The sequence below is a fragment of the Paenibacillus sp. RS8 genome, from assembly GCF_041956825.1.
GTDB lineage: Bacteria > Bacillota > Bacilli > Paenibacillales > Paenibacillaceae > Paenibacillus_AQ.
In genome coordinates this window covers 4,110,160-4,128,023 of the sequence record NZ_CP168131.1, presented here as the reverse complement: position 1 = coordinate 4,128,023, position 17,864 = coordinate 4,110,160, and the positions used below count along the sequence as shown (strand labels likewise).

Genomic DNA, 17,864 nt, shown 5'->3' with positions numbered 1-17,864 from the left:
CAAGACTATTTTTGGGAATGTTTTTAATTTATTTTCATCAAGCACACAAAATCTCCATAGTACGCTTGGACTGTCTCAGTATTTTGGACCCATACAGCCACATAATCATTGAAATAACTACGTGAATATACCCCCTGATATTACCTTTTTATTGAATTCCTTCTCCATTTCTCTATATAAACATAACATATGATGTAATATTTAGATCTCAAATTCATTTCGCGTACCTCGATCCGCGCATTTGCCTCTGTTTCCGCTGATTCGATCTCACGAGTCGACACCTTTGTTCTAGTCTAAGCTTGAGTTCGCCCCTTTTGAGGGTTCAAATCAATAGAAGGTACCACAAGGCGTAAACAAACAAAGGACACCCTCGCGGGTGCCCTCTGAATGAACAATTTAGAAAGTAAATGGATTCTGCTACATTTCTTCTCTACTCAATTATACGGCAATCTGTGAGTATGTCCGGTTTATGTCTCATGCTATCCAAGTTAGTTATTTTACGGATTAATTTACACGGTACACCTGCTGCAAAAGAATCTTCTGGAATGTCCTGAGTCACGACACTACCTGCACCTATTACGCATCGATCTCCAATCGTAACCCCTCCACATACAGTTACATTGGCTGAGAGCCAAACATCGTTACCAATGCTAACAGGTTTAGCGTAGCATAATACCGCAGCATCACCATTTTGATCAAGCATTTGTCTACGCTCGGAGGCGACGAATGGGTGAACAGGTGTAACGATGGTTACATTAGGCCCAAAACTAACATGATCACCTATCGTAACCTGTGCATCATCCTGTACTGTAAGATTATAGTTTCCAAAAAAATGATTACCAATTTTCGTATGCACACCATAATGAAAAAACACAGGACCCTGGATAAAACAATGCTCACCCATGCTATCAAGTAACCGTGACAATATCTCCTCCCGTTCCTCTGTCTGATCCTCAAATGTTCGACTATATTGACTACTCAAATTGTGGGCGAGAAGCTTTTTACGCTTTAATTCTACGTTTCCTGGATTGTATAATATCCCTTTGAATATTCGCTCTTCTTCTGTCAAATTCTTCACCTCTTTTAGTTTTCTTGAGCTACATGTAATCAAGAATTCATTATTAGACAGTAAGTTCAATTTGAATGTTTTCTGGCCCAATTATACAGCTTTCATAATATCCGTCACCAGTGGTCCGCGGCCCACTTAACGTTCTAAACCCCGCTTCCGCCAATTGCTTGGTTAGCAGATCTACTTGTTCCCTACTGCCTAAGCTAAAAGCTAAATGAGTTAAGCCCGTCCGCAATAGATCATGAACGCCTTCTACCATATCCGGTCTACTCATAATCTCCAATCTTGCACCACCCTCAAACATGAGGAAATAGGTCCTTAATCCAGTTTTGGGATTATGGTATTGACTATTTGACTTAGCATTAAAGAATTTGCTATAAAATTGTCTACAGCTTTCTAAATCTTGTACATACATAGCAATATGTTCAATTTTCATGAAAATCTCCTTTCGTTTTTATTAATCTTTCTTTTTCTGTAAATTAGAACCTTCATCGACACTTACTCCATGTGAGGTCCCTCGTAATATTGTTAAGCCATTTATATTTAAAATAACGTATTAAGGCAATCGGAGCTTTAATAACCTCGTCTAAATTGAGGATAATAAATATCGTTAGAGGGGAGAGTTGCCACACAAATGCACTCATGTATCCCAGCGGTAATATGATGCCCCACATTACAATCGTGTCACACCAAAATCCAAATCTGGAATCCCCTCCAGCAACAAATATTCCTCCAATCGTCGTGGAGTTTATTGATTTCGGAATACAACAATAAGCACAGACCAGCAGCATTCCACTCAAATATATTTGTGCTTGATCATCCAAATTGACAAGCATAAACACCAAAGGCTTCAGTAATAGCATGGTGATACCTGCAATGATTCCAAACCATATAGCATATACATTCAATATTTTCCCAGCTCTTTTAGCCATTTCAATTTCGCCATTGCCTAAATATTTACCAACAAGTACGGAACCCCCACTTGCAAGACCTCCGCATAATACAATAACCAGATTCTTAACGACCGAGGCAACTGAATTTGCAGCGACCATATCCGCATTGATATGTCCAATAATTGCAGATGTCACAGTTAATGCACATCCCCAAACAATATAGTTTCCTTGAACGGGTAGTGTATACCTCAGAAAATCCTTAATCAAATTACGCTGAACCATGTCATGTAAAGGTAACCTAAACTTTAAACCAGCTTTGATCGAGTGGATGATACAGCAGCCAAATTCAACGATACGTGCCAGAACTGTCGAGAAAGCAACGGCTACGATAACCTTTTCTGGCTGATCCGGATAAAGTATTAAAATACTTATTACATTCAAGAGAATGTTCAATACAAGGGCACATAGAGCTGATCCAGGCACTCACTCGGGCATTTTCCATGCTTCTAATTACACTAAAGTACATTTGAGATATTCCGCTTATCAGATAGGAGAACGAGATCACTCGCAAAAAACTCGATCCATATCGTATTAACGTGTCGTCATTTGTAAAAAAACTCATTAAGTGATCCGGCATCAACAGCGATATCACAAAAAAGATAGTGGATATAATAATAGACATCGTACATCCGATACTAAAGACCCGTTCAATTGTCATTAAATCTTGCTTCCCCCAATACTGAGCAGTCAAAATCCCTACCCCTGCAGCCAATCCCATATAAAACAGTGTTAATACAAATGTAATTTGCCCAGCTAACGATGAAATGAGGTTTTGTAAAGCAATCGGAATGACCAAATTAAGCAATTGGCGATTGAATTGCTTATCTCTCATCTCAAGCGCGCTTCTTCATCCAGATCTTCCTCAGTGATCTCTTTGTCCTTGTAATAGTATTTTAGGTCGTGTTCATTAATGGTGCGCATCACCCTGCATGGATTGCCAACAGCAATGGAGTTAGCCGGAATATCTTTTGTTACAACACTGCCGGCACCAATGACAGTATTTTCACCAATCGTGACTCCAGGACAAATTGTAACATTCGCCCCAATCCAACAATTGTTCTCAATTTCCACTGGTTCAGCATACATATATCCTCTGTAATCCGGATGGATTGGATGTCCTACTGTAGCAATGGTTACAGCAGGACCGAACATAACATTTTTTCCAATAATAATTTTAGTGTCGTCAACAAAATTACAATTAAAATTAATGTACGTTCCATCTCCAATCTCAATGTTTGTACCATAGCAAAAATAAAAAGGTGGCTCGATCCACGCCTTCGTTTCTTTTCCAAATATTTCTTGAATGAGTTGTGTACGCTTATCTAGATCATCTGGCGTCGTTAAATTAAAGGCATGCATTCTTCTTTTCGCCTTTACTCTGTCTTCAGGCAGTCCTTCACAATAATCAGTAAATAGTTTACCGGAGGCAATACGTTCTCTCATCGTCATCTTTCTGGCTCCTTATAAAATCTTTTGGATTTTGTATTATTGTCGTGCAATATCAAAATTGTATAATTTCCTTGTAGTCCTAACCACCGAAATCAAATATAATTCTATTAATATCGTATTTGGTTTAAGGGAGCTGTAGTTGTGAGTGTTGAACTGGAAGTATTCTCCGATTTATCCGAAGAACTAAATTATAATCTTCCTGATTTTCCGCTGTACGTCCGAAAAGGATCACTGAATCATTTCGATAAATATGCAGCAGCATGCCATTGGCATCAGGACTTGGAATTTATTTTAGTGCTAGATGGGCAGATGGAGTATTTTGTAAATGGAGAAATTGTTTTGATTGAACGAGGTAACGGAATTTTCATCAATAGTAAGCGTATGCATTACGGCTTTTCCAGCAAAAAATTGAATTGTACATTCATTGTCGTTGTTATCCATCCTTCATTACTCGGAGTAAACACACAGGTAGGCAAAGTCTATTGGGAAGAGAAATTTGATTCTGATACTGAAGACTATATTATGATTACTTCGCAAAGCACGTGGGGAAAGGAAATTCTGCATTCCTTACATCGGATTTATGAAGAAATGAACAGTAATCCTTGCAAGCCACTACGTCTTCTTTCACTGGCTGCCTCCCTTTGCGCAGACGTCGGAGATCATATACAGCGGGTTCCCGGGCAGATAAATAATGACCAGTCACGGATTGCCGTTTGGAAAATGACGGGATTTATTCATCATAACTTTGACCTTAGAGTGACCCTAGATGACATCGCTACCGCCGGGTCTGTTTGCAGGAGTAAATGTTGCGAGTTGTTTAGCACGTTCATTGGCCAAACCCCTAATACTTATCTGGTGCAATATCGAATTCAAAAGGGCTCCGAGATGCTATTGGGAACTAATCGGTCGATTAGTGAAATAGCGATGAATTGCGGATTTCAAAGTGCGAGCTATTTTTCATCTGTATTTCGTAATAAGACCGGTTTGACACCTCAGAATTACCGAAAAAAAGTTCGAACCCCCTCCCATTCATAACCGCTCGTATTGCCTCTTCACAACACCGGCTAAATTATAAGAAACCTTGTATATGATCACCCACAATCACAGCTGTCGCTTCGCCTTATAAAACTCAGGATACAGCTTCATGAGCACCTGCTTCTGAATCCGCGACACATAACTCCGTGAAACCCCAAGCTCCTTTTCATATCCCCCTGGGGTGCGCTCCTCGCCACATATGCCAACCCGAAGCGACCTACGACGACTTCCTTCTCGTGAGCGTTATCTCATTACACTTTTATCCATTCGGAGCGGATCATGTTAGGATACGTCCTTACGCGTCTTCTTTAGACTTATCACTCCAAATTTGATATCACGGGGAGTTTGAGTGTATTGTATATAAACAACACATCACTTTCATGAATTTACTTCTCTTTATTGCATATACTTTATGAAAGCATGACGTTTGACTGTATGGTTTCCAGTTTGTTATCATTATAGATAGCATAATAGTAACCACCAATACAGGAGACGACTACTCTTTACGGGCAGTCGAATTCGATTAGTGAGGCGAGGTAGCATGGGGATATGATTCTATATCGAATCGGAGAATTAGCTAAGGCTGCTCACATCAGTGAGCGTACCATTGATTATTACACAAAACTGGGGTTAATCTCCCCAGAGTCCAGAAGCACCAAAAATTACCGACTTTACAGTCATGAAACCTTGGTCGCCTTAGAACGTATTAATCAACTAAAGCATGACAAGTATTCATTGGAAGAAATCAAGTCCATGATGAGCAAATGGAACGAGGCAACTCCTGAAACTGACGTATCTGATAAATTAGTCGAGCTCGAGCAGCATATGCAGCGGCTAGAACGTGAAGTAAAGGCACTTGAACCAATCATAAGCGGTCTGAAGCCGGGACAGGCCAGACGCGCGCTCTCTAACTTACTCCCTCAAGGAGTAGCCTGCATGGAGGCGATTCGGCTTCTATTGCTTACGCAAGGACCGCCAATGTAAATACCATATTTACAATACAGTGGAGGAATGCAGCTATGTTTATGTATCTATTAGTAATTATCGCCTTTATTTTTTCATTATGGGCCCAGTTCAGAGTTAAAGGAACATTCAGCAAGTGGTCCAAGGTCGCCAATTCAAACGGTCTGACAGGATATGAAGCTGCAAGACGTATGCTCGACGCTAACGGGCTTCACGATGTACCGATCGAGCCTGTAAGAGGTACGCTTTCTGACCATTATGATCCGATTCACAGAGTTGTACGTTTATCAGAACCTGTATATTATGAAAGTTCTATAGCAGCAGTTTCCGTCGCTTGTCACGAAGTGGGTCACGCCATTCAGCATAAAGTAAGTTATCCAATGTTAACACTACGTCACCGGATGTTCCCAGTAGTTAATTTTGCATCAGGCATAGCGCCATTCATGCTTATGGCAGGGTTCATATTCGGTTACTTTAATCTTGTAGGCCTTGGCATCATCTTCTTCTCGGCCGCTGTTGCCTTCCAGCTTGTGACACTGCCAGTTGAGTTCAACGCCAGCAACCGGGCCCGTCAAGTCATGGTAGAACAAGGTTACATTCGTAATGAAGAAGAACGCGGAGTAGCTAAAGTCTTAAACGCAGCTGCGTTAACGTATGTTGCCGCGGCACTAGTATCCTTACTCGAACTGCTTCGTTTGATTACCGTCTTCTTAGGTAACCGCGACTAATACTAAACTCAGCTTACAAAAAAGAAACCCCGGAGGGCTAAGAGCCAACCGGGGTATTATTTTGTCTAGCTTTAAAATAAGATATCAAAAAAGTCCGGAACGAACGTGCTACGAGCGGCAACTTACTGTCTGTTCGGTAAATCAAACCAACCGTCCTCGTCACAGCAGGCTCCACGACCCTTACCTGAGCCGGCTGGAGAGGATTGGTCTGATAGAACGCCATCTCCGGAAGAAGGCTTACACCCATTCCTGCCGCCACTAGACCGCGAATGGTATCAGTCTCCCCGCCTTCAAATGCAATCTGCGGTTGAAATCCCGCCTGCAAGCACGCTTGCCAAACGATTGGTCTCAGAGAATAACCTTGACTGAACAGAACAAACTTTTCCTTTTGAAGCTGTTCCAATCGGATCTCAGACTCTCCTGCCAGATGATGATTCTGCGGAAGTATTGCAAATAACTCCTCGGTCATAACAATATCCCCAGAGACATGCTCATCATTCTCCGGAAAAGGCGAAATAAATGTTAAATCCACTTCACCAGATAATACATCCTTTATCAAAGAAGGGTAAGACCCTTGCTTAAAGCGAAACTTAACATGAGGATAGTGCTGGCGGAATTCCGCAACGATTGTCGGGATAAGATGCGTGCCCAGGCTGTGAGGAAACCCAATGCGAATCTCCCCACGTTCCGGATCCAGAAATTCATGCACCTCATTAACTGAATGCTCCAATTCCTTAAGGATACTATCCACTCGCTTGCAAAAGAGCTGTCCAACCGGCGTAAGCTGCAAATTACGCCCTTTTTGCATGAACAAGTCAACTCCAAGCTCTTGCTCCAACTGATGAATCTGACGGCTTACTGCAGACTGAGCAACATGAAGTTCCTCCGCCGCTCGTGTTACATGTTCTTTTTGGGCTACCTTTAGAAAATATTGCAGCTGTCTTAGCTCCACTCCATCATCGCCCCTGTCTTAGGCTTTTATTAAATATACGAATAATAAGTCCATATAGGAAAAAGCCAGAAACCAAGCCTCCGATATGTGCAACCCAATTTACATTTGGTGTTGCAAACGACATAATAATCCCGATCATTAGCAATCCGTATAACGTCTTTCGTGAGCCTTCATCCATCATAGCCCTTTGCATAACCGCAATGTATAAAAATGCCCCATAGACGGCGTAAATCGCTCCAGAAGCACCTACCGAGACCGTACCTACCTCTAATGCTGAGCGGCTGCTGATTGCAATCGTTAGAACGTTCGCAAGAACTCCACCTACCACGTAAAGAATTGTATATCGCCACCAGCCAAGAAGACGCTCCAGAGGCGGTGCAAATACCAGCAGAGCGAAGCTATTAAAGAATAGATGGGAAAACCCATTATGTAAAAAAATAGCCGCTACATAGCGCCATAGTTCCTCTTTAAACGGACTAACATCAACAATAGCACCAAAATCAACAAGCGTTTGTATATTGGTGGATCCTCCATTGAACGTCATGAGGATAAACATTATCACGTTAGCCACAATGAGAAGACATGTTACCGGGTAATACCGCAGGTAACTTTTCCAATTTTCATACCGAATAAATATCATTACACCCATCCCTTTACATTTATATCTTGCCCCGTTGGACATCTCCCTGTAAATAAGATTATAATTTATTGTGGCAGTAAGAGCCAATATTACAATTCGAGGAGGAAAACAAGGATATGACGCAAGAAAGAACAGGCGTAGCTACTTTCAAAAGCAACCCCATCACTCTCGTAGGACCCAAGCTAACAGCTGGTGATCCCGCTCCTGATTTTGTTCTTAGTAAGAATCTACTGGAAGAAGTTTCTCTTAGTGATTATGCCGGTAAAATCAAGCTGATCAGTGTTGTCCCTTCTCTTGATACTGGTGTATGTGACGCACAGACCCGCCGGTTCAACAGCGAAGCTGCCGAGCTAGGTGACGATGTAGTTATCCTTACAGTAAGTATGGACCTACCATTCGCTCAGGCCCGCTGGTGCGGCGCTGCAGGAATCGATCGCGTAATTACACTATCCGATCACAAAGCAGCCTCATTCGGACAAGCTTATGGCGTTCTAATCAAAGAATTCCGATTAGATATGCGTTCTATTTTTGTTCTAGACAAGAACAACACACTCACCTATGTTGAATATTTGAGTGAAATGACTGAGCACCCTAAATACGAGGATGCTATAGCCGCTGTGAAGAGTCTGCTCTAATTCTCTAGAACAGTAAGTTTCGACAATACTTTCTTATATTTTGAAAAAAGCGGAAGAAGGTCCATCCTTCTCCCGCTTTTTTTTGTAAATAGAAAGATTTATCGATAACATCCAGAGCAGCCCTCGTTTGCGTAAACGCATTCATACTATCCCTAAATAAGAAGGTTTTGTATGGATCTCTGAAAATTAGTCCGCTTTGTATTTTCCTAATTTTTTGTCCAAAGACGCATACAACCGCTGAATGACGCGGTAATTAGCACCCAAATCACCAAGCGATCCTCTAGATGCAGAATACATATCTACGCCACATCGTACAGGTGTGGTATTAAGCACTGAGACAGTGATATCCAGTGTACGGCCAAATGCCGTTCTCTTCTCCAGAGTAATCTCACCTACTGACTCCACTTCATGAAGCACCTTGAATCCAGGAACCTTCTTAAGCGTTGATGAAACTTCCTCCCAAGCTTTGTCTTTCGTAAGATTGTAATAACGCGTTTTTAATGTCGGATCTTTTGCGCGGTCGCTTGTTCCATCATGACTACGGAATAAACCAACCAAGGTTCTTTTTAACGACAAAATTCTTCCCCCTCTACAAATCCCAAGTTCATTATTCTAAGTGTAACACTCTTGTCTCAGGAACAAAAGGGTATTACTCACTTTCTCCTTGTTCCAGACATACAAAAAAGCGCCCGCTCCCAACTTTCACGGGAAACAGAGGCGCTTGGCCTAAACAATGGAAAACCCGCTTATGCCGTCCGGCTACAGTGTCTTCTGAACCTGCTATAGCAGGTGGGTGACCGCAGAAAACGTTTTTGAATTCCCCAGGTCATATAGACAGGGCTGTTCAGCTGCGCTTCGTGTAGATCTCCCAAGACATTATCATTGGTTCAAAACAACGAGCAACCGTAACGAACATCGCAGGATTTGTTATTATTATATTGCGTTTTAACGAAAAAGTAAACCTGTATGCGCTTTATTTTACACTGGAATTAAATTACTGACGATTTCCAACGCTCAATGCTTGCCATTATTAAATACGTTTTAAATCTTTATTCTCATTATTCTCTTCATAGTCGTCGTCATCATCATCGTCGTCATCCTCTTGATTATTCAACGCAGCTTCCGCCTCTTCTTGCTCCTTCAGTTTCTTCTGCTCCACCTGCAATTGCAATTTATTATAGGTAGCATAGAAGTTAAAGAAAGCAGCCATCGCAATCAGCGTCGGGATACAGATAATGTACAGCGCTGGATATCTCAGGCCAATATAAGCAAGAACCCCCGCTGCAATCAAAGTTGAGAACACACGAATTGGTCGTGCAATTGTCAGCAAGATCGAGTTAGTCATTACTTGCTTAAAGCTCATTTGATAATGAACAACAATAGAAAAGAAGTTAAACATGGATACCGACAAAATAATCATGAGCACTAACATCAAAATACCAACAATTCTAAAGTTAGTCATTTGTGTCATGTAAACCGTTACATCGACGTACATAATAACGAACATCAATGTATAGATAATTCCTCCGAGCATACTTTTTAGATAATTCTCTTTATACCCCTGAAAATATGTGCGAAAAGTTCCTACATCTGTATTTCCCATAACCCATTTACGTACCACGGTAAATAAAGCCGCCGAAGCAGGAAATACTGTAAATGGTGCTAGAATCCCCATAGCCCAGTTCAAAGTGAGCTGTTCATTAACTCCACCCGAACTTGTCCCTAGCATAAGTATCTTCATCAAACCAAAAAATAAAAACGGGGCGGAACATAGTGCCCATAAGATATTACTTGCTGCGATACGTGTAATCCATTCTGTGACGCGGTATAAGCCGCCCATTGCTCCTTTAAACTCCAATTCCCTTCCTCCTCTGTCTCTTGCATACTGCTTATCTTAACTATACCTCATTTGACCTCCTCTTTTCCATAGCCCAACTTTCTGAATTCTAGGTTATCGTCTATACAACAAGTCTAGAAAGTCCATATATTGGGATTGTAATCATAATAATTACCAAAATCACCACAATCTAAAGGAGGTTATTGTATGTCCTCACCTGTTGGCTACGGCGGCTGGACTTCCACCGGTACGATCCTCGTATTGTTTATCCTGCTCGTTATCATCACTCGTACTTTCGTATAAATAAGCTGATCATTCAATAAACACCCTAATATTACAGCAAAAAGAAGACGAGAACCGCTATTCGGCATCTCGTCTTCTTTGTATCTTGATAAATCATCACCCTAGGGTTCAGATCAAGTATTAGTTATCGAAATCTTCACGTTTTGCAGGACGTGTGCTTGTGCTGCTTGGGCGAGTAGAGGGTTTACGGTCCGCACTGCGGTTCGCTCCACCATCACGGTTAGCTGCGCTATCACGATTGCCTTTATAGCCACCGCCATAACCGCCACTGCCGCTACCATAGTTACTGCCACCGCTGTTGTAGCCGCCACGACTACCGCCACCGTTGTTGTCGCGGTTTCCACGGTATCCACCAGTGCTGCCACCGGAAGTGCCACGGTTTCCGCCATAACCACCATTAGGTTTGCGGCCACTGCGAATGTCGTTCTTACCACCACGACGTTTAGCACGGATTGGATCTTCAGGAGTCAATTCAATTGTGGAATCCTTCTTATCACCAGTCAGAAGCTTCATTGCAGCTGACAGCAATTGAACGGAATCATATTGCTCAAGCAATTGAATAGAAATACCTTTGTACTCATTCAATTCACCGCTCTCTACCATCTCAAGCAAACGTTCAGCTGTTACGCGTTGTTTACCTTCGATAGCCTCAGCCATTGTTGGCAATGGTTTGCGAGTAATACGGTGACGAGTAACGCGTTCGATCAAATGCAGGTGATCCATTTCGCGTGGAGTAACGAAAGACCAAGCTGTACCTTCTTTACCAGCACGACCAGTACGACCGATACGGTGTACATAGCTTTCTGGATCTTGCGGCAAGTCAAAGTTAATTACATGAGTAACACCGGATACGTCCAAACCACGAGCCGCTACGTCAGTAGCTACCAGCACATCAATGCTGCCATCACGGAATTTACGCATTACAGCATCACGTTGGTTCTGAGACAGGTCACCATGCAAACCATCAGCAGAGTATCCACGTTTTTGCAAAGCTTCTGCAAGCTCATCAACCCGGCGTTTCGTACGTCCGAACACGATTGCAAGCTCAGGAGATTCCATATCAATCAAACGACTAAGTGCTTCGAACTTTTGACGTTCAGGTACTTCAACATATGCTTGATCAATCAGCGGAGCACTGATTTGTTTCGGAATTACGGAGACGTGTTGCGGGTTGTTCAAGAATTGCTGAGCAAGACGTTGAATGTTTGGAGGCATTGTAGCCGAGAACAACATAGTTTGACGCTCTTCAGGAACGAGCTTGAGGATTGTCTGAATATCTTCCATAAAGCCCATATCCAGCATTTCATCTGCTTCATCCAATACAACAGTTTGAACATCATCCAAACGAATGGTTTTACGGTTGATATGGTCAAGCAAACGACCTGGTGTACCAATGATAATTTGTGGTTTCTTCTTTAGACCACGAATTTGGCGACCAATATCTTGTCCGCCATAAATTGCCAACGAACGAAGACCTTTAAAACGGCTTAGCTTACCGATTTCTTCTGATACTTGAATGGCTAACTCACGAGTTGGTGCCATAATAAGTGCCAGAATTTTTTCGTCTTCACGATTAATCTTCGAAATGAGGGGGATACCAAAAGCAGCAGTCTTACCTGTACCAGTCTGTGCTTGACCGATCAGATCCGACCCAGTCAATGCCAATGGAATTGACTGCTCCTGTATCGGTGTTGCCTCCTCAAATCCTAACTCTGTGATTGCTTGTAGCACTCTTGGCTCCAAGCCAAATTCTGCGAATGTTTTCAAATTATTCATGCTCCTTCTATACAGTGGACATTCCACATGCTTGTCTGTATTCTTAAGTAGCGGTAAACACATTTATATGCTGTCCAATCATGCTCTTTTTTCTGCATGATATAGCGCTTTTGGGACGAAAAGCCTCCCTTTCATCAGGTACTTCATTGTACCTGAGCAACTGTAGCTTTACATCCGATGCAATGCAAAAATACCATTGTAACGTTCTACTCAAGAATATCCTATACATTATATCACAACTCTAAGTAGGAATACCAGTGGGTTCCTTTCTTTTCATTGCATTCATGGTTTATTTTAAATTAATTTATAGAGGTGGATTTGCTTGTTAAGACAGATTTGGAATTGTATTGCAGTGATTTTTGGAGCAGCGTTGATTGCCAGTGGATTTAATCTTTTTCTAATCCCGCATCGCTTACTCAGTGGAGGAGTATCTGGGCTTTCCATGTTAGTGGGTTACTTTACACCAATAAACATAAGCCTTTTGTACTTGCTCTTTAATATCCCCTTGCTTGTAGCTGGTTGGTTCCAGCTTGGCCGGAGATTTATTATGCTAAGCATGTTATCCGTTGTGGCAACAACTTGGTTCTTAACGATCATTCCAGAATATTTGGTAGCCACTGATATGCTGCTGTCTTCTGTATTTGGCGGTGTACTTGTAGGTATCGGCTGTGGTTTTTCCTTCCGTGCAGGAGGTTCCTCCGGCGGTTTTGATATCCTGGGATCCATCATCACTAAATTCCGTGATTTCCCGGTTGGAAATGTGGTGGTAAGCTTAAACGGTCTCGTTATCCTTGCCGCAGCCTATTTTGATAACAACTGGAATTTAGCTCTTGCATCGATGGTATCTATATACGTAACAGGTAAGGTACTGGATATGATTCACATCAGCCATTTAAAGGTAACCGTATATATAGTAACAAATCGTACAGATGAGCTCCTTCAGCATTTAATGGGGCTTCAACGTGGTGTTACAAAGATTAAAACAGAAGGCGCTTATTCTCATGTTGAAAAGGACATGCTAATGACAGTAACAACCCGCTACGAACTTGCTGAACTGCAACGTATTATCCGCACGACAGATCCTCAAGCATTTGTAAATATTGTCGAGACAGTTGGTGTTATGGGCTCCTTCCGAAAAAGATAAAAACTGGCAATGAAAAGTATTAATTTGGAAAATGCACCAATCACAGAATTGTGATATATTATAATCACGCAGAACCCTAACAATTTCATAAAGATTGAGATTTACCCCTCTTTTTTCCAAGCACTTCGTTTTCCGATGATTACTGAATTCCATTCAGACCTATCGAAAAAGGAAAGGGTGATTTTTGTGGAAATGGAAACGGTAAAGCTGTCAGCAATCGTCATGAGGTGGTATCCTGATATGATGCCGTTTCTCAAACAGGACGAATTAAATTCCGTAATCGTTCTGCGTGACGGGCTTAGTATTCTGGAACCTGCAGATGCCATGGATATCATCCATTACAGTATCTGTGAACATCAGAATTCTGCGTATCTTCAATGAGTAAGCCGCAAGAGAAGTCTTGATAGTTGCCGCCTTAAGTTCGGCCATGTTGCCGTGTTGAGGCGGCATTTACTTTTTAACAATACGTTTAGAATCTGTGCGTCCCGGTTATATACATCAAGGATGGTTTTTCAGACCCGATCTGAGCCAACATTATTACAACACTGTTCTTTTTAGAAGCAACCGTTCCTATATAATTTAGGAAATGTACATAAAGGGAGAGAATACGAATGAACATCACCTGGGCTCTACTGATGATGGCCTTGGGAAGTGTAGGCGTGCAACAGAATCAACATGACGCTGAAGTGGCAATTGCATTGAAGTCCGCCATGAATCCCCCCATCATCGCTACGCAAAATAATAATTCAAATGGTTCAACTCCAGCTCCAAATGCTACAACAGAGACAAATGACTCACAAAGTATGTTACACGCAGATCCTCAGCCGGATGCACCGAAAGTAAAAGGTATCTATGTTACCGCATACAGCGCCGGTGGAGAACGAATGGAAAAGCTTCTTTCTTTACTTGATCAGACGGAACTAAATTCTATGGTCATTGACATTAAGGATGATGCAGGTTACATCACGTATAAAACCGATAATCCAGAACTTCAGAAACTCGGTAATCCGCAGCCATTTATTGGCGACATCAACAAACTGATGGAAAGATTGAATAAACATGATGTTTATCCTATTGCTCGAATTGTTGTCTTTAAGGACTCTATACTTGCCAAAAAGAACCCGCAATTATCCTTTGTTAATGCAGACGGCACAGTATGGAAGAATAAAGGCGGCGATAGCTTTGTTAATCCTTATAATGAAGAGGTCTGGAAGTACAATGTCGATATCGCCAAAGAAGCTGTCAAACTCGGCTTTAAAGAAATTCAATTCGACTATGTGCGCTTTCCTGAAGGTTTTGAAAAACGTGCAGACACACTTAAATACACCAAAACCAGTGATTCTCGCGTAGATATCATTTCTAATTTTGTAAAATACGCAAAAGCAGAGCTTGCTCCACTTGGTGTTCGTGTATCCGTAGATATTTTTGGATATGCTGCATCTGCCCCTGCTGAAGGAATTGGACAAGACTTCGTAGAAATATCCAAGAATGTGGATGTCATCAGCCCAATGGTTTATCCAAGTCATTATTCAACGGGCTGGTTTGGAGTAAAAGAGCCTGACTTAGATCCGTATGCTACCATTAAAGGCTCCATGGTTGATACCCATAAGAAGCTTGATCCTCTAGGCAGCTACAAACCTGTTATTCGTCCTTGGATTCAAGATTTTACAGCAAGCTGGCTCGGAAAAGGTCATTATATTAAATACGGCAAAAAACAGGTGGAAGATCAAATCCGCGCTTTAAAAGATGAAAATGTAGAGGAGTTTCTGCTCTGGAACGCCAATAACCGATATACCTCCGATGTCGATTATGAGAAATAATGTATAGCGCCCTTATTGTTTATAATTGAAATCAGGTATGATATATAAAAGATAAAGACCCGGCGTCTGCCGGGTCTTTTAATGGAGAGAAAAGGAACTTTTACTGTAATTATTACAAACCAACAAAGAATGAGGTCAAAGAACGATGATACAAACCACCTCTTTAAAACAAAAAGCAGGACAATTTTTCCATATTTTATTCCCAATTCTAGTTACACAGATTGCTTTATCCGCGATAACCTTCTTTGATACCAACATGTCCGGTAAGTTTGGCACAGCCGATCTGGCAGGTGTGGCGATAGGAACCAGTCTCTGGATTCCGATTCAAACGGGTTTAAGTGGGATTCTTATGGGGATCACCCCCATTGTCTCTCAGCTCATTGGAAGCAAGAAAGATAAGGATGTAGCCTATCAAGTCACACAGGGAATCTGGCTTTCTCTGATCGTCTCTGTAATCGTCTTACTAATCGGCAGTCTCGCCTTATCACCTATTCTTGATTTTATGAATCTGGAGCCGACTGTAAGAGATGTTGCCTTCCGCTTTCTTAGTGCGATCTCCTTCGGAATCATTCCGCTGTTTGGTTATACGGTTCTCCGCAGTTGTATAGACGCTCTTGGGCAAACACGCGTATCCATGTTGATTACACTAATAGCTCTCCCCGTCAATGTGGGTTTAAACTACTTACTGATCTTCGGGAAATTCGGATTCCCTCGATTGGGTGGCGTTGGAGCTGGAGTGGCATCAGCAATCACTTACTGGGTAATCTTTTCCGTTGCCCTGCTGTTCATTTATCGAGCTGAACCTTTTGCAAGCCTTAGAATTTTCCGGAAGTTCTACTTTATATCGCCAAAAAGCTTCAAAGATCTACTCAAGATCGGTGTACCTATTGGCTTCTCCATTTTTTTTGAAACGGCAGTCTTCTCTGCTGTAACCTTGTTGATGAGCCGGTTTGATACCGTAACAATTGCAGCTCATCAAGCTGCCATTAATTTTGCTACTACGTTATATATGATTCCGCTTAGTATCTGTATGAGCCTAACTATTCTTGTCGGCTTCGAGACAGGATCCGGCAGACAAAAGGATGCCCGTCAATATGCCATAATGGGTATTGGACTTGCGGCTATCCTCTCCCTGGCAACAGCACTCCTACTCTTATTTGCCGGCCACCATGTAGCTGGTTTATACTCTGATGAGCCTGATGTCATTTCATTAATTCAGCATTTCTTAATCTATGCGATCTTTTTCCAGATTTCCGATGCGATTGCCACACCTACACAAGGGGCGCTTCGTGGATATAAGGATGTTAACCCAGCCTTCATTATTTGCTTTATAGCTTATTGGGTTATAGGGCTTCCTACTGGCTATGCACTTGCTACTTACACGGATTTAGGTGCATATGGTTATTGGATTGGCTTGATCACCGGCCTTGCGATTGGGGCCACATTGCTCTTGACTCGGCTTGTTAAAGTTCAACGCCGTTATGCTACACAATATGCAGACGCTCAAGCACATCATTAATAAATCAAAAGAATACAAAAAAGGAACAGTGCAAAGTTCGCAGCTGTTCCTTTTTTTGTGTGTTAATTATTGAGAAAGACGGGATGCAAGCTCGTACAATTCCACGTCAAAGTCTTTCTTAGTATTTACTACAAGATCGATATCTGTGAGGGTTAGTTCACCCTTGATGATACCGCAACCTTTATCAGACTCACCTTCAATCAGTTTACGAACGGCAAAGTCACCAAGACGGCTAGCAAGGTTCCGGTCTCCAGGGGTTGGTGTTCCTCCCCGTTGAATATGTCCAAGTACAGTAACACGTGCATCCAGAGAAGCATGACGATCTTTCAGCGCTTGGGCCACATCTTCGCCTTTACCTACACCTTCAGCAACGATGACGATACTGTGACGTTTACCTCTGACAAAGTTGTCGCGCATACGATCCGCAACTTCATTCAAGTCATATGGCATTTCTGGCACGAGAATTGTTTCTGCTCCAGAAGCCAGACCTGCATGTAGCGCGATATCTCCACAATGACGTCCCATAACTTCTACAATGGAAGAACGCTCATGGGAGGACATCGTGTCACGCAGCTTGTTAATGGCATCTACAACGACACCAACTGCTGTATCAAACCCAATGGTGTAGTCTGTGTAGGAAATATCATTATCAATAGTTCCCGGTAAAGCCATCGTCTTAATACCGAGTTTACTTAGTTTATTAGCACCTTTGTAAGAACCGTCGCCACCGATAACTACTAGACCATCGATGCCCATTTCATTCAGAATATCCGCGCCCTTTTGTTGACCTTCTGGCTTTGTGAACTCCAGACATCTCGCAGATTGCAGAATGGTTCCACCACGTTGAATAATGTCACCTACACTTCGAAGATCCATAGGGAAGATATCGCGATTCAAAAGTCCTTGATAACCACGTTGCACACCAAAAACTTCAATACCATAATAAAGTGCACTTCTTACAACCGCACGAACAGCGGCGTTCATACCTTGTGAATCTCCACCACTAGTCAGTACTGCAATTTTTTTGATTTTTGACATTCT

20 protein-coding genes, 1 other RNA gene and 1 pseudogene are annotated in these 17,864 nt (G+C 42.1%); 9 read left to right on the top strand and 13 right to left on the bottom strand.

The window, feature by feature from the left end; all coding sequences use genetic code 11:
• Nucleotides 1-430: 430 nt before the first annotated feature.
• From ACDZ28_RS19540 to ACDZ28_RS19520, 5 genes are all read right to left on the bottom strand, one after another.
• Nucleotides 431-1,078 (bottom strand): sugar O-acetyltransferase, encoded by a 648-nt coding sequence (locus ACDZ28_RS19540; RefSeq protein ID WP_339290280.1) that lies wholly within the window; start codon nucleotides 1,076-1,078, stop codon nucleotides 431-433.
• Nucleotides 1,079-1,121: 43 nt separating this feature from the next.
• Complete coding sequence (locus ACDZ28_RS19535) at nucleotides 1,122-1,505, bottom strand: VOC family protein (protein WP_042126332.1); 384 nt, start codon at nucleotides 1,503-1,505, stop codon at nucleotides 1,122-1,124.
• Between the two features lie 52 nt (nucleotides 1,506-1,557).
• Nucleotides 1,558-2,415, bottom strand: a complete 858-nt coding sequence (locus ACDZ28_RS19530) for an MATE family efflux transporter (RefSeq protein ID WP_375102550.1) — start codon at nucleotides 2,413-2,415, stop codon at nucleotides 1,558-1,560.
• Nucleotides 2,309-2,740, bottom strand: a complete 432-nt coding sequence (locus ACDZ28_RS19525; protein ID WP_375105380.1) for an MATE family efflux transporter — start codon at nucleotides 2,738-2,740, stop codon at nucleotides 2,309-2,311. Before ACDZ28_RS19525 ends, ACDZ28_RS19530 begins: the two co-directional genes overlap by 107 nt.
• A 110-nt stretch (nucleotides 2,741-2,850) precedes the next feature.
• Nucleotides 2,851-3,471, bottom strand: a complete 621-nt coding sequence (locus ACDZ28_RS19520; RefSeq protein WP_042126328.1) for a DapH/DapD/GlmU-related protein — start codon at nucleotides 3,469-3,471, stop codon at nucleotides 2,851-2,853.
• Nucleotides 3,472-3,612: 141 nt separating this feature from the next.
• Between ACDZ28_RS19520 and ACDZ28_RS19515 the strand changes: the two genes are divergently transcribed.
• A complete protein-coding gene (locus ACDZ28_RS19515) occupies nucleotides 3,613-4,506 on the top strand; it encodes a helix-turn-helix domain-containing protein (RefSeq protein ID WP_375102549.1) in 894 nt (297 codons plus the stop codon).
• 66 nt (nucleotides 4,507-4,572) lie between these two features.
• Here the strand turns inward: ACDZ28_RS19515 and ACDZ28_RS19510 are convergent.
• Nucleotides 4,573-4,742 (bottom strand): annotated as a pseudogene (locus ACDZ28_RS19510) (RNA polymerase subunit sigma); the annotation flags it as partial.
• A 313-nt stretch (nucleotides 4,743-5,055) separates the two neighbouring features.
• On the opposite strand from ACDZ28_RS19510, the gene ACDZ28_RS19505 reads away from it, so the two are divergent.
• Nucleotides 5,056-5,490 carry a MerR family transcriptional regulator gene (locus tag ACDZ28_RS19505; protein WP_042126326.1) on the top strand — a complete coding sequence of 145 codons (435 nt, stop codon included), beginning with the start codon at nucleotides 5,056-5,058 and terminating at the stop codon, nucleotides 5,488-5,490.
• Between the two features lie 35 nt (nucleotides 5,491-5,525).
• Nucleotides 5,526-6,197: a zinc metallopeptidase gene (locus tag ACDZ28_RS19500; protein WP_375102548.1), complete on the top strand. Its 672-nt coding sequence runs from the start codon at nucleotides 5,526-5,528 to the stop codon at nucleotides 6,195-6,197.
• 37 nt (nucleotides 6,198-6,234) lie between these two features.
• Here ACDZ28_RS19500 and ACDZ28_RS19495 read toward each other — a convergent pair whose 3' ends face one another.
• Nucleotides 6,235-7,149 (bottom strand): LysR family transcriptional regulator, encoded by a 915-nt coding sequence (locus ACDZ28_RS19495; protein ID WP_042126322.1) that lies wholly within the window; start codon nucleotides 7,147-7,149, stop codon nucleotides 6,235-6,237.
• A 4-nt stretch (nucleotides 7,150-7,153) separates the two neighbouring features.
• Entirely contained in the window at nucleotides 7,154-7,789 is a 636-nt protein-coding gene (locus ACDZ28_RS19490) for a rhomboid family intramembrane serine protease (RefSeq protein WP_042132050.1), read from the bottom strand.
• A 116-nt stretch (nucleotides 7,790-7,905) separates the two neighbouring features.
• Between ACDZ28_RS19490 and tpx the strand changes: the two genes are divergently transcribed.
• The gene (gene tpx / locus ACDZ28_RS19485) at nucleotides 7,906-8,424 is read left to right on the top strand and encodes a thiol peroxidase (RefSeq protein ID WP_042126320.1); all 519 of its coding nucleotides are present in this window, start codon (nucleotides 7,906-7,908) and stop codon (nucleotides 8,422-8,424) included.
• A gap of 186 nt (nucleotides 8,425-8,610) precedes the next feature.
• Here the strand turns inward: tpx and ACDZ28_RS19480 are convergent, their stop codons facing one another.
• From ACDZ28_RS19480 to ACDZ28_RS19470, 3 genes are all read right to left on the bottom strand, one after another.
• Nucleotides 8,611-9,000: a DUF1499 domain-containing protein gene (locus ACDZ28_RS19480; protein WP_036689295.1), complete on the bottom strand. Its 390-nt coding sequence runs from the start codon at nucleotides 8,998-9,000 to the stop codon at nucleotides 8,611-8,613.
• Between the two features lie 159 nt (nucleotides 9,001-9,159).
• A non-coding RNA gene (gene ssrS, locus ACDZ28_RS19475) (6S RNA) lies at nucleotides 9,160-9,351 on the bottom strand.
• 103 nt (nucleotides 9,352-9,454) lie between these two features.
• Nucleotides 9,455-10,282: a YesL family protein gene (locus tag ACDZ28_RS19470; RefSeq protein WP_375102547.1), complete on the bottom strand. Its 828-nt coding sequence runs from the start codon at nucleotides 10,280-10,282 to the stop codon at nucleotides 9,455-9,457.
• A gap of 186 nt (nucleotides 10,283-10,468) precedes the next feature.
• Between ACDZ28_RS19470 and ACDZ28_RS19465 the strand changes: the two genes are divergently transcribed.
• Complete coding sequence (locus ACDZ28_RS19465; protein WP_042126316.1) at nucleotides 10,469-10,564, top strand: hypothetical protein; 96 nt, start codon at nucleotides 10,469-10,471, stop codon at nucleotides 10,562-10,564.
• Nucleotides 10,565-10,684: 120 nt separating this feature from the next.
• Here the strand turns inward: ACDZ28_RS19465 and ACDZ28_RS19460 are convergent, their stop codons facing one another.
• A complete protein-coding gene (locus tag ACDZ28_RS19460) occupies nucleotides 10,685-12,331 on the bottom strand; it encodes a DEAD/DEAH box helicase (RefSeq protein ID WP_042126314.1) in 1,647 nt (548 codons plus the stop codon).
• Nucleotides 12,332-12,662: 331 nt separating this feature from the next.
• Between ACDZ28_RS19460 and ACDZ28_RS19455 the strand changes: the two genes are divergently transcribed.
• The 4 genes from ACDZ28_RS19455 (at nucleotide 12,663) to ACDZ28_RS19440 (ending at nucleotide 16,823) form a co-directional block, all read left to right on the top strand.
• Nucleotides 12,663-13,484 (top strand): YitT family protein, encoded by an 822-nt coding sequence (locus ACDZ28_RS19455; protein ID WP_042126312.1) that lies wholly within the window; start codon nucleotides 12,663-12,665, stop codon nucleotides 13,482-13,484.
• A 192-nt stretch (nucleotides 13,485-13,676) separates the two neighbouring features.
• Nucleotides 13,677-13,865 carry a hypothetical protein gene (locus ACDZ28_RS19450; protein ID WP_036689649.1) on the top strand — a complete coding sequence of 63 codons (189 nt, stop codon included), beginning with the start codon at nucleotides 13,677-13,679 and terminating at the stop codon, nucleotides 13,863-13,865.
• 230 nt (nucleotides 13,866-14,095) lie between these two features.
• Nucleotides 14,096-15,304 carry a putative glycoside hydrolase gene (locus tag ACDZ28_RS19445; protein ID WP_375102546.1) on the top strand — a complete coding sequence of 403 codons (1,209 nt, stop codon included), beginning with the start codon at nucleotides 14,096-14,098 and terminating at the stop codon, nucleotides 15,302-15,304.
• 145 nt (nucleotides 15,305-15,449) lie between these two features.
• Nucleotides 15,450-16,823 carry an MATE family efflux transporter gene (locus tag ACDZ28_RS19440; RefSeq protein ID WP_341111888.1) on the top strand — a complete coding sequence of 458 codons (1,374 nt, stop codon included), beginning with the start codon at nucleotides 15,450-15,452 and terminating at the stop codon, nucleotides 16,821-16,823.
• Nucleotides 16,824-16,889: 66 nt separating this feature from the next.
• Here ACDZ28_RS19440 and pfkA read toward each other — a convergent pair whose 3' ends face one another.
• Nucleotides 16,890-17,861: a 6-phosphofructokinase gene (gene pfkA, locus ACDZ28_RS19435; RefSeq protein ID WP_042126307.1), complete on the bottom strand. Its 972-nt coding sequence runs from the start codon at nucleotides 17,859-17,861 to the stop codon at nucleotides 16,890-16,892.
• Nucleotides 17,862-17,864: the final 3 nt, after the last annotated feature.

Coding starts and splice junctions, on each gene's coding strand:
- ACDZ28_RS19535 (WP_042126332.1), bottom strand. CDS start 1,505: ATGAAAATTGAACATATTGCTATGTATGTACAAGATTTAGAAAGCTGT.
- ACDZ28_RS19525 (WP_375105380.1), bottom strand. CDS start 2,740: ATGGGATTGGCTGCAGGGGTAGGGATTTTGACTGCTCAGTATTGGGGG.
- ACDZ28_RS19520 (WP_042126328.1), bottom strand. CDS start 3,471: ATGACGATGAGAGAACGTATTGCCTCCGGTAAACTATTTACTGATTAT.
- ACDZ28_RS19505 (WP_042126326.1), top strand. CDS start 5,056: ATGATTCTATATCGAATCGGAGAATTAGCTAAGGCTGCTCACATCAGT.
- ACDZ28_RS19500 (WP_375102548.1), top strand. CDS start 5,526: ATGTTTATGTATCTATTAGTAATTATCGCCTTTATTTTTTCATTATGG.
- ACDZ28_RS19490 (WP_042132050.1), bottom strand. CDS start 7,789: ATGATATTTATTCGGTATGAAAATTGGAAAAGTTACCTGCGGTATTAC.
- tpx (WP_042126320.1), top strand. CDS start 7,906: ATGACGCAAGAAAGAACAGGCGTAGCTACTTTCAAAAGCAACCCCATC.
- ACDZ28_RS19465 (WP_042126316.1), top strand. CDS start 10,469: ATGTCCTCACCTGTTGGCTACGGCGGCTGGACTTCCACCGGTACGATC.
- ACDZ28_RS19450 (WP_036689649.1), top strand. CDS start 13,677: ATGGAAACGGTAAAGCTGTCAGCAATCGTCATGAGGTGGTATCCTGAT.
- ACDZ28_RS19445 (WP_375102546.1), top strand. CDS start 14,096: ATGAACATCACCTGGGCTCTACTGATGATGGCCTTGGGAAGTGTAGGC.
- ACDZ28_RS19440 (WP_341111888.1), top strand. CDS start 15,450: ATGATACAAACCACCTCTTTAAAACAAAAAGCAGGACAATTTTTCCAT.
- pfkA (WP_042126307.1), bottom strand. CDS start 17,861: ATGTCAAAAATCAAAAAAATTGCAGTACTGACTAGTGGTGGAGATTCA.